8 protein-coding genes are annotated in these 9,522 nt (G+C 62.7%); 3 read left to right on the top strand and 5 right to left on the bottom strand.

All coding sequences use genetic code 11. The features are described from left to right. The first annotated feature begins 353 nt into the window (after positions 1-353). Positions 354-1,505 (top strand): tyrosine-type recombinase/integrase, encoded by a 1,152-nt coding sequence (locus tag AOZ13_RS12190; RefSeq protein WP_020222120.1) that lies wholly within the window; start codon positions 354-356, stop codon positions 1,503-1,505. 157 nt (positions 1,506-1,662) lie between these two features. Beyond that, positions 1,663-2,148 carry a hypothetical protein gene (locus AOZ13_RS14060; protein ID WP_148286749.1) on the top strand — a complete coding sequence of 162 codons (486 nt, stop codon included), beginning with the start codon at positions 1,663-1,665 and terminating at the stop codon, positions 2,146-2,148. A 56-nt stretch (positions 2,149-2,204) separates the two neighbouring features. On the opposite strand, the gene AOZ13_RS14055 is transcribed toward AOZ13_RS14060, so the two are convergent. The 5 genes from AOZ13_RS14055 to AOZ13_RS12160 all read right to left on the bottom strand — a co-directional run bounded on the left by AOZ13_RS14055 (position 2,205) and on the right by AOZ13_RS12160 (position 7,656). Further along, the gene (locus tag AOZ13_RS14055) at positions 2,205-3,182 is read right to left on the bottom strand and encodes a hypothetical protein (protein WP_148286750.1); all 978 of its coding nucleotides are present in this window, start codon (positions 3,180-3,182) and stop codon (positions 2,205-2,207) included. Positions 3,183-4,221: 1,039 nt separating this feature from the next. Next, a complete protein-coding gene (locus AOZ13_RS12175; protein WP_020222124.1) occupies positions 4,222-4,542 on the bottom strand; it encodes a transcription factor S in 321 nt (106 codons plus the stop codon). 42 nt (positions 4,543-4,584) lie between these two features. Then, complete coding sequence (locus AOZ13_RS12170; RefSeq protein WP_021780722.1) at positions 4,585-5,739, bottom strand: peptidoglycan bound protein; 1,155 nt, start codon at positions 5,737-5,739, stop codon at positions 4,585-4,587. Beyond that, positions 5,736-6,572 carry an RAD55 family ATPase gene (locus tag AOZ13_RS12165; RefSeq protein WP_044958037.1) on the bottom strand — a complete coding sequence of 279 codons (837 nt, stop codon included), beginning with the start codon at positions 6,570-6,572 and terminating at the stop codon, positions 5,736-5,738. Before AOZ13_RS12165 ends, AOZ13_RS12170 begins: the two co-directional genes overlap by 4 nt. Positions 6,573-6,717: 145 nt before the next feature. Next, positions 6,718-7,656, bottom strand: a complete 939-nt coding sequence (locus AOZ13_RS12160; RefSeq protein ID WP_021780721.1) for a glycosyltransferase — start codon at positions 7,654-7,656, stop codon at positions 6,718-6,720. A 117-nt stretch (positions 7,657-7,773) separates the two neighbouring features. On the opposite strand from AOZ13_RS12160, the gene ilvD reads away from it, so the two are divergent. Beyond that, a partial coding sequence (ilvD, locus tag AOZ13_RS12155; RefSeq protein ID WP_049934114.1) for a dihydroxy-acid dehydratase occupies positions 7,774-9,522 on the top strand: 1,749 nt, incomplete at its 3' end.

Genomic DNA, 9,522 nt, shown 5'->3' with positions numbered 1-9,522 from the left:
GTGGTCGACGCCGCTTTTGGCCGAGCTTTTGCCAGCGCAGAGCGCGCCGAAAGCGCGCTCAAGCGCAGCAAAAGGTCGTCGTTCAGTTATAACTCCGCCACCGGTGCCCGCACTCGGTGCACTTGCAAGATTGTGGCTCAGCGGGTGTTGCTTATAAAGGCTGAGCAAGCCTTATATGCAAGTTACCTATCGAGGAGAGAATACTCCGTGTGGAAAGATTCATCGGTCGAATCACCCCATCGCTGTCTTGCGGTTTTCCTACCAGAGTCCTGTCATAGCGGGTTTGCTCTGAAAGAGCGTAATCGCCAGACAGCGTCGGGGATCCACTTAAGTGCAACAATCCCGCACGGGCTATGAGCAAGACAGCTGATACTTCGACCGACGAACCGCAGACAAACCAAGCAGAGAGCGACCTTACCGACTTCCTCGCAGAGCGTGCAGAGCTTCGCGTGAGCTTCGAGGAACCCGACGATGATAGGGAACGACGGTACGACCGGCTACCCGTTGCACGCACGCAGGCAGGCAATCAGGCCGACGTGAGCGACTTCCCCTCTGGCAAGAGCCACGGTCGGGGCAACTTCTCGAAGAAGACCTACACCCGCTACCGAGACACGGTAAACGACATCATCCAATCGCAAGACGTAAGCGACTTGATGGAAGTCACACCTCGGGAAATCAACCGCTGGAACCAGTTGCTACAGCGGCGTGACTACGCTCGCACCACGCGAGACGGCAAGCTCGAAACGCTTGAAGTGTTCTTCAAGTGGGCGGAAACGGAATGGCGTGCCCCACGGGACGACAAGATTAGCGAGACTATCGCCCGAAAGCGAAACGACCTGAACGTATCTGGTGATGAAAAGTCGCGGTCGGGCGACGACAATCACCGAATCTCGTCCGAGCGGGCAGAGGAAATCATCGGCCATCTCGCCAAACACCACTACGCGAGTCGGCAGATGGTCGAGTTTCTGCTCATCTACCACATCGGCTGTCGGAAATCCGCCCTCCTATCCATCAACTGCTCCGACGTGAAACCACGGAAGGGAACCATCCAGATTCGCAATCGCCCCGAAGAATCTGGCGTGAGACTCAAGCGCGGAAACAAGGGTGAGCGAGACGTGAATATCTCGCCCGAGATTATGGCAGTCGTCACCGACTACATCGAGGAACACCGCTCGAAACCAAACGACGGGAGTGATGCGCTCCTAACTTCTTGGGCAGGGAGGATAGACGACAGCACCCTCTATCGGGACATAGCGGGACTCACGAAGTGTGGTGAGTGTTCGGACGACGACGGCGAACCGCTCACCAAACAGAACGCTTCGGACTGTCCCGAAAGTATCGGATGCCACGACCTACGCCGTGTTGTGATTACTCGGATGAGAGACGAAGGCATCAGTTGGGACACTATCAGTGGTCGAGTGAATGCGACAGTGCAGATGCTTAAGCAACATTACGACTCCCCACGTTCGAGGGAGCGGCAGAACGACGGAAAACCGAGGTTTTGAACGCTCTGTAGCCGACTGAGACAGAGCTTTTAGCCACGTTTAGCCGTTGGCCTGCGAGTTTCAGCGCTTGGCTCGGAGCGATTCAGCAACTTCGGTTTTGAGCGGCAAACTCGATTATTGGGAAACGATTATGGCAAACGCCCACAAAAGGCGACGTATGGCGTCAGAACAAGGTAAGACGACCCACGAATTTCAGGGTAGCAAGGCCCTGAACAGAGCCCAAGGAGTTCTTCAGAGTTACGACTTCGATGGACAAGTCGACCGCATCTATGTCGAAATCGAGGAGACATACGCTGAAGAAGAAGAAGACACGGCATCCCAAGAGTCCAGTAGCCAGAATAAGTCTAAGAGTTCGTCTAAGGACGAACGCTCGTTCAAGGAGATTCGGGGAGATACCAATCATCACAAGGTCTTATACGTCCTTTCCAAGATAGACGGCGAAGACCTCCCCGCATCTGCATCAGACATTAGCGCTGAATTGGATGATGTACCAGACACCTCCACCTTCGCAAGTCTGAGCGACCTATACAAGCGGAGATTAGTCGACCGAAAGCGAGTTACTAGCGTCGACAATCCATACCACGTCTATGAAATCAGCCACTACGGCAAAGCGGAATTAGACCGATTAGGAAGGCCATCATAGTCAGCATTAGGAAAGCCTCTGTTAGCTCTCTGTCGGCTATATCTCGGAGTCCAGATTCACACTTGAGTACCGTGGTCTATCTCCCCACTGAGGTTGAGAGCTAATCGCCTTGCACGACTCACTGCTGACTCAAATCTTCTCTCCCACTTTTTGGTGTTCGCAAAATCATCGAATTTGCCGAGCTTACGAAACCGCGTAATTCCACGAGAGGACAGTTCACTATCGATACCCAAGCGAAGGCAAGCGCACCACTCCTCTATGTACTTGGGCGCACCTCTGGCGTCAAACCGGCATCTGAGTAGGGGAAGGTTCGCGCCAAGCTCTTGCGGAAGGGCAGTTGTCGGCCCGCGCCTCCAGTCAAGGTTTGCCCCACGGTTGTCCACCGTAACGGGCGTTTCCACCTGAGACGAGTCGTGCGTCTGCACGGACACCGCCTCATCAAGAGGGTGGTTCTCCTTGGTCGCGTCTTCAACGTGTTTGATGTGTCTCTTGACCAGTGGATAGAAATCCTCTGCCGACACCTCACCCGGTATCCAGAGGAAGGTATGAGCGTGAGAGTATGGGCCGTTTGGCTGTGGTACTCTGCCGCCTTCTTTTGGCGCAAGGAGAGACACACCAGCGTACTCCTCGTAAGCTCCGAGAGATTTCAAGATGCTACGTCGTTTTCGCACGACTGCACGGGGATAGAACCGTTTTGAGTGTTCGGCTACCGATTCATCAACGGGCACGCCAGCATCGTAGGTGATGAGAACGGTCGAAAAAGTCTCGTACTCCTTGATGAAGTGCCTGTCAACGTCTTTCGCTCTGGCGAAGCGACGGTTTGCCCTCTTGCGAGTATAGCTGTGGCTTGCTTCCTTCTCGGCTCTCTCCCTGCACCACTCACGGAAGGTTTCGAGTGTTTCCGAAGCGGTGTCGGTTGGGGTCGAAGGGGTTGGTACTCCAACGGTCGGCGGTGCCCATAACTCGCCAAAGAGATGCCCCTGTTCGGGCACCCGTATCTCGTCGGCAGAAGAAAGACCGTCTGCTTCGAGCATCGCCCGTATCTCGTCGTCCGTATAGCCGTTCGCTTCGGCCTGTAGACGGACTTCTTCAACGGGAATGGATTTCCCGTGTCTTTGCCGAGGTACGCACCTGCGGCTACTGCGAGCCTCTGAAGCCGTTTGCTTGACGGGGTTGTGACTGCTGTTGCTTGGGATGTAGCTATGCTCACTCGTCTGCCCTACTTCGATTAGGAATCGTACTCTGGCCGAGTATCAACCGCTGTGCCTCGACGTCGAATCCGTCGAATCTCTCGACGCTTGCGCTCTGCCTCTGACAAGTCGGCGTGCATCAGCTCATCGGCAGGCGGGCCGTTTTCCTCTACGACTTCTCGGAGAGCTTCAGTGATTAGCTCATCGTCAATTTCCTTCAAGCGCGAAGCAAGCTCATCGTCAACGCTCACGTAATATTTCACGCTTCCACCTCGTCCAAGAGACGACCGATGATGAACCCGTATGGCACGGTTTCGTCAAACTCCTCGGTCTTGTAGTTGTGTAATCGGTTCTTCTCAGTGTCAGATAGTCTGATTTCGTTACTTCGCATACTACAGAAGACGGACAACTATCTGAAGTCTGTCCGTTCCTCCACCTATATACTATATGCGTCGGCACTTTTAAACGGGTAACCGATAGTAACCTTCATCGGGTGTATTCTATATACGCCCATATTGGCTTAGAACACCTGAAATCCACTTAGAAGGTCGCATTTGCCTGAACAATATCTGAGAATATTTTTTCTGGCGGGTTGGCCTATCTCACATCGGCCCCGAGCTTTTTGCGGTATAAAAAAGCGTTCGCACCAGCGCTTAGGCCGTCCTTCGTGCCAGAAGCCTTGGTTTCGAGGGCGAAAACAGACTTCGAGCAACCTCAAACATCTTGTTCAAGGCCAGAACCACAAGACGAAGAAGGGATTGCTAAGCTCAGTCGGTAAAACTAAGTCACCCCGAACCAACGTTTCGAAGGGACACTACACCGATGCAATCTTGCCAAGGCCCAAAACCACGTATGTGCCTAATACGGCAGTTTCAGGTGGGTCTTAGTTGTATTCTCTCCACCGGTGCCCGCACTCCGTGCACTTGAAGAAGCGCGTGGGTGGTTCGTCGGCCGCGCCGGTCTGCTTGATGGTGTACCACGCCTCGTCGTTCCCGCACTCCTCGCAGATGACTTCGGCGGTGGGTTTGCCCTCGTCGTCGGCGTTCTCGGTCGTCTCGATGACGTCGCCCTCGTCCTGCGCGTCGGTCGTGACGTAGTCGGCTTCGCTCGCGGCGTCGCGGTCCTGCTCGTGCCCGCAGTTTGAGCAGACCATCACGTCGCCGTCCGCATGCATCATCGATCCGCACTCGTCGCAGAACTGCATGCGTGAAACCACGCCGCGGACGCCGAAAAGCCCCCGCTTTCGCTACTCGTTCGCCCAGTCGATCGAAATGTCGTCATCGCCGGTGTCGTCATCCTCGGTGTCGTCTCCCGGCGACGCGTCGCTCGCGTCATCGGTCTCATCGGCCTCCTCATCACCCCACGTGATCTCGTCGGGATCGATCGTCTCAGCGTTGTCGCTCGCGTCGTCGTTCTCGTCCCCGTCGCGAGCGGCGTCCGCCTCACTGTCATCGCTCGCCCACGAGTCCTCGTTCACCGGCACGGTCTCGATGCCCGATTCGGTCTCCGTCCCGTCGCTCTCGTCGCTCGCCTCGGCCGCGATCCCCGTCGCGACCTCGATTTCCGCCCCGGAGTCGGCCGGTTCGCCGTCCGTGTCGGCCGGTTCGATCGACGCGTCGCCGCCGACCTCTTCGCCCTCGAACCCGATGTTTCCCTCTCGTGACGAGTCCGACTGATCGACGCCGCTGTCAGACGCCCCAGTCGCCACGGTGGCTCCGCCGCTCCCCGCGCGATCCGCGATGTTCGTGTCCTCGATATCGGTGCTCGACGCGCTGTCAGGGGGCTCCTCGGGGGGTTCGTCGGCGCTCGCGTCGTCGCCCTCGCTCGCGTCTCTGAGATCGATCAAGCCGTCGCCGACGTCCCCCTCGTCGCCCTCGTGCGACGCGTCCGCGTCGGCGGTGTCCCCTTCGCTGTCGTTCGTCTCGTCGGCCTCGTCGGCTCGTTCGTCGGTCTCGACGTCGAGGTCGTCGACGACCATCGGGCAGTCGACGACCTCGAAGCGCTCGCTGTCGACGACGCGGCGGATCTCCGTGCCGGGGTGCGTGCAGCCGAGTTCGGGCGGGTCGGCGAAGAACCGACAGCCGTGGCAGGTGCGATCGGAGACGACGCGGGCGTCGCCGTCGGCGTCCTCGGCCTCGGAGACCGCGTCCATTTCGCCCTCGGTGGGCGTCCCCCACGCGCTCGCGTCGGCCGGGTCGCCCTCGACGTCCATCTCCTCGAAGAGTCCGTCGGCGGCGTCGGCGGCATCGGCGGCATCGGCGGCGTCGGCGGCGTCACTCGCCTCGCCCGCGTCACCCTCGTCGTCGAACGTCGGCACGCCGCGCTCCTCGGGCGGCGGGAGATCGGTCGTCGCCGCCCCGTCCGAGATCGATCCCTCGTCGCCCGATTCGCCGTCGCTCATCGGATCTTGCGGACGTTCGAGACGTCGAAGCCGGCCTCGTGGATCTCGGTCTCGAAGCGGACGATGTCCTCCTCCTCGAGTTGGCTGAGGACGCCGCGGAACTCCTGAACGAACATCGTCCGGACGCGCTCGTTGCCGCCGGTCTCCCAGCCGAACTGGACGGTGCCGTCGACGCACGCCATCAGCTCGCCGAACTCGGTGTCGCTGACCGCGTCGCGCGAGAGGTGGAGGAGGATCAGTCCGTTCCACTCCCGCGTGGCCTTGCGCAACCCCTTCAGGAGGTAGACGACGTCGGCCCACGGGCGCTCGTGTTGCTCGTTGCCGACGAGATCGGTGAGGGAGTCGACGACGACGAGGCTGTTCGCGGCGTGCTCGTCGAGGTAGTCCGCGAACGCCTGAATGACGCTCCGGCGATCGGTGGAATCGCCGAGTTCCGCGAGGCTGCGCGGCTCGTCGACGTACCACTCGCGGGGCACGGGACTCAACTGGAAGTACTCGGCGGAGAGGTCGGCGAACGTGACGCCGGAGAGCCCGGAGGCGACGATTTCGTTGTCCATCGAGAACGTGATCTCGCGGCTGACGTCCCCGCGACTCGCCGAGAAGGAGACGTAGTGGACCTCGTCGGGCACTTCGACGCCGGGTTCGAGGTCGCCGTAGTGGAGATCGAAGAGGTCGGGGTCGTCCCTGAGCATGCCGTTGAACACGGTGCTCGTGTAGATGAACTCGCGCGCGCCGGCGCCCGCGCTCCCCGCGAGCAACACGACGCTCCCCGACGGGGCACCACCCCCGATCTGCCCGTCGAAGCGCGACACGCCGAACGGTAGCCTCGCCATACCACCCTTCAGCGCGCCCCGCGCTTACCAGTTGTGGGGGACGCGACCCCAGAAGTGCGACGACGCACCGGCGTGACGGCCACACTCAAGTCACCGCGCTCGCGTCACCGCACTTGCGTCACAGTGCTTGCTCAACGCGCTCGCATTATCCGTCGAGGACGGCCGCGGCGACGCGACCGGCGCCGTTCTCGTAGGTCGGCGACGCGGGCGGATCGCGAGCGGCGCGCTCGACCTCGGCGGGCGAGGTGACGGTCCGGAAGCCGGTGGCGCGCGACGCGAGGCGGGCGACGCCGCGCTGCTCCGACGTGAAGGGGTAGATGAGGCAGGGCGTCCCGGCGACCGCGGCCTCCATCACCGTCGAGTAGCCCGGACAGAGGACGAGGTCGGCCGCGCGGAGGGTCGGGAGCATCGACGCGACCGGCTCCCACTCCGGACCGCCGACGAGCGTCACGTCACGCCCGGCGCCGCGAAGCCGTGCGACGCTCTCGTCGAGCGCGGTGGAGTAGGTGCTGGGGACGACGACGACGTCGGGATCACCGACGACGGGGGCGTCGACGTCGAGGGCGAGCGGCGGAACGCGCGTCACGCCGTCGGGGTCCGCGCTCGCGCGCGGCCACACCGTCGGGTAGTAGAAGTCGCGGGCGACGCCGCGCTGATAGGCGGTGAGGGCGGCCGCGCCCGCGCGTTCCACGGCGTCGTCGTAGAACCCCGGGGCGTTGTGCGTGGTGACGAAGCAGGGGACGCGGGCGAGCGGCGCGGCCATCGCGGCGAACATGTCGTCGGTGACGAGCCGATCGGGGTCCTCGCGCCGGAGCCACCGGTAGAGGTCGCGGACGCGTCGGGCGCTCGCCGGGACGCTTCCCGTGAGCGTGTCGACGAGTCCACCCGATCCCTGATAGTCGCCGACGTAATCGACCGGCGTCGGGACGTACTCGTCGTACCCGAGGAGGTCGACGAAGCGTTTTCCGGGACCGCCGCCGGCGAGTGACACCGTGGCGCCGCGCGCTTCGAGTTCGCGCGCGATTGCGAGCATCCGCGTGGCGTGCCCCGCGCCCTCCGGGTAGTGTGCGACCGCGACGTGCATACCACCGCAGGCGGCGCGGAACGCCAAGAAAGCCCCGACGTCGCGCCGTCGGGTGCCCCACGACAACACGCGGCCATCGCGCTGGGTTTATGGCCGCGCGCTGGTATCCTTCCGGTAATGAGTGGCAAACCGGAGTCGAACCCGGACGAAGCGTCCCCGTCGGTCCCCGAGGAGAAACCCGAGAAGGACCCCGAGCTGCGTAGCACCGAGGTCACGGAGGGTCCCGACCGCGCCCCGCACCGCGCGATGTTCCGCGCGATGGGATACGACGACAAGGACCTCTCATCGCCGATGGTCGGCGTCGCGAACCCCGCCGCGGACGTCACGCCCTGCAACGTCCACCTCGACGACGTCGCCGAGGCCGCGACCGTCGGCGTCGACGAGGAGGGCGGCATGCCCATCGAGTTCGGCACCGTCACCGTCAGCGACGCCATCTCGATGGGGACGGAGGGCATGAAGGCCTCGCTCATCTCGCGCGAGGTGATCGCGGACTCCGTCGAACTCGTTTCCTTCGCCGAGCGCATGGACGCGCTCGTCACCGTCGGCGGCTGCGACAAGAACCTCCCCGGCATGATGATGGCCGCCATCCGCACCGACCTTCCCTCGGTGTTCCTCTACGGCGGGTCGATCATGCCCGGCCACCACGAGGGCCGCGAGATAACGGTGCAAAACGTCTTCGAGGGCGTCGGCAGCGTCGCGTCCGGCGACATGACCGAGGAGGAACTCGTCGAGATGGAGCACGAGGCCTGTCCCGGCGCGGGCTCCTGTGGTGGGATGTTCACCGCGAACACGATGGCCTCCATCAGCGAGACGCTCGGTCTCGCGCCCCTCGGCTCCGCGTCCCCGCTCGCCGAGAGCGAGGAGCGCCTCGAAGTCGCCCGGGAGGCCGGGAAGGTCGCCCTCGACGCCGTCGAGAACGACCGCCGCCCGAGCGACATCCTCACGAAGGAGTCCTTCGAGAACGCCATCGCCGTGCAGGTCGCGCTCGGCGGGTCCACGAACGGCGTCCTGCACGTCCTCGCGCTCGCCGCGGAGGCGGGCGTTGAGCTCTCCATCGAGGAGTTCGACGAGATCAGCAAGCGCACGCCGAAGATCGCGAACCTCCAGCCCGGTGGCACGCGCGTCATGAAGGACCTCCACGACGTCGGGGGCGTCCCAGTCGTCATCCGCCGCCTCCTCGAGGGCGGCTACCTCCACGGCGACGCGATGACCGTCACCGGCAACACGATCGCCGAGGAACTCGAGACGCTCGATCTCCCGGACGACGACGAGATCGACGCGGACTTCCTCGCGACCGTTGAAGACCCCTTCCACGAGGAGGGCGCGATCAAGATCCTGACCGGCAACCTCGCGCCGGACGGCGGCGTGCTCAAGGTCACCGGCGAGGAGGGCTTCCATCACGAGGGGCCCGCGCGCGTCTTCGACAACGAGGAGGACGCGATGGCGTACGTGCAGGGCGGCGAGATCGAGTCCGGCGACGTCATCGTCATCCGGAACGAAGGCCCGCGCGGCGGTCCCGGCATGCGCGAGATGCTCGGCGTCACCGCCGCCGTCGTCGGGCAGGGCCACGAGGACGACGTCGCGCTCCTCACCGACGGCCGCTTCAGTGGTGCGACCCGCGGCCCGATGATCGGCCACGTCGCCCCCGAATCCGTCGTCGGCGGTCCCATCGCCGCTATCGAGGACGGCGACACGGTGACGGTGGACGTCCGCGAGCGCGAACTCTCCGTCGATCTCAGCGACGACGAACTCGACGCGCGCCTCGCGGACTACGAAGCGCCCGACCTCCAGTACGAGGGCGGCTTCCTCCGCAAGTACGGCGACATGTTCGACTCCGCCGCCAACGGCGCGGTAACGAACCCGGCG

This window comes from Halarchaeum acidiphilum MH1-52-1, from assembly GCF_000474235.1.
In the GTDB taxonomy this organism is placed as follows: Archaea; Halobacteriota; Halobacteria; order Halobacteriales; family Halobacteriaceae; genus Halarchaeum; species Halarchaeum acidiphilum.
This window is presented reverse-complemented; position numbering and strand designations above follow the sequence as displayed.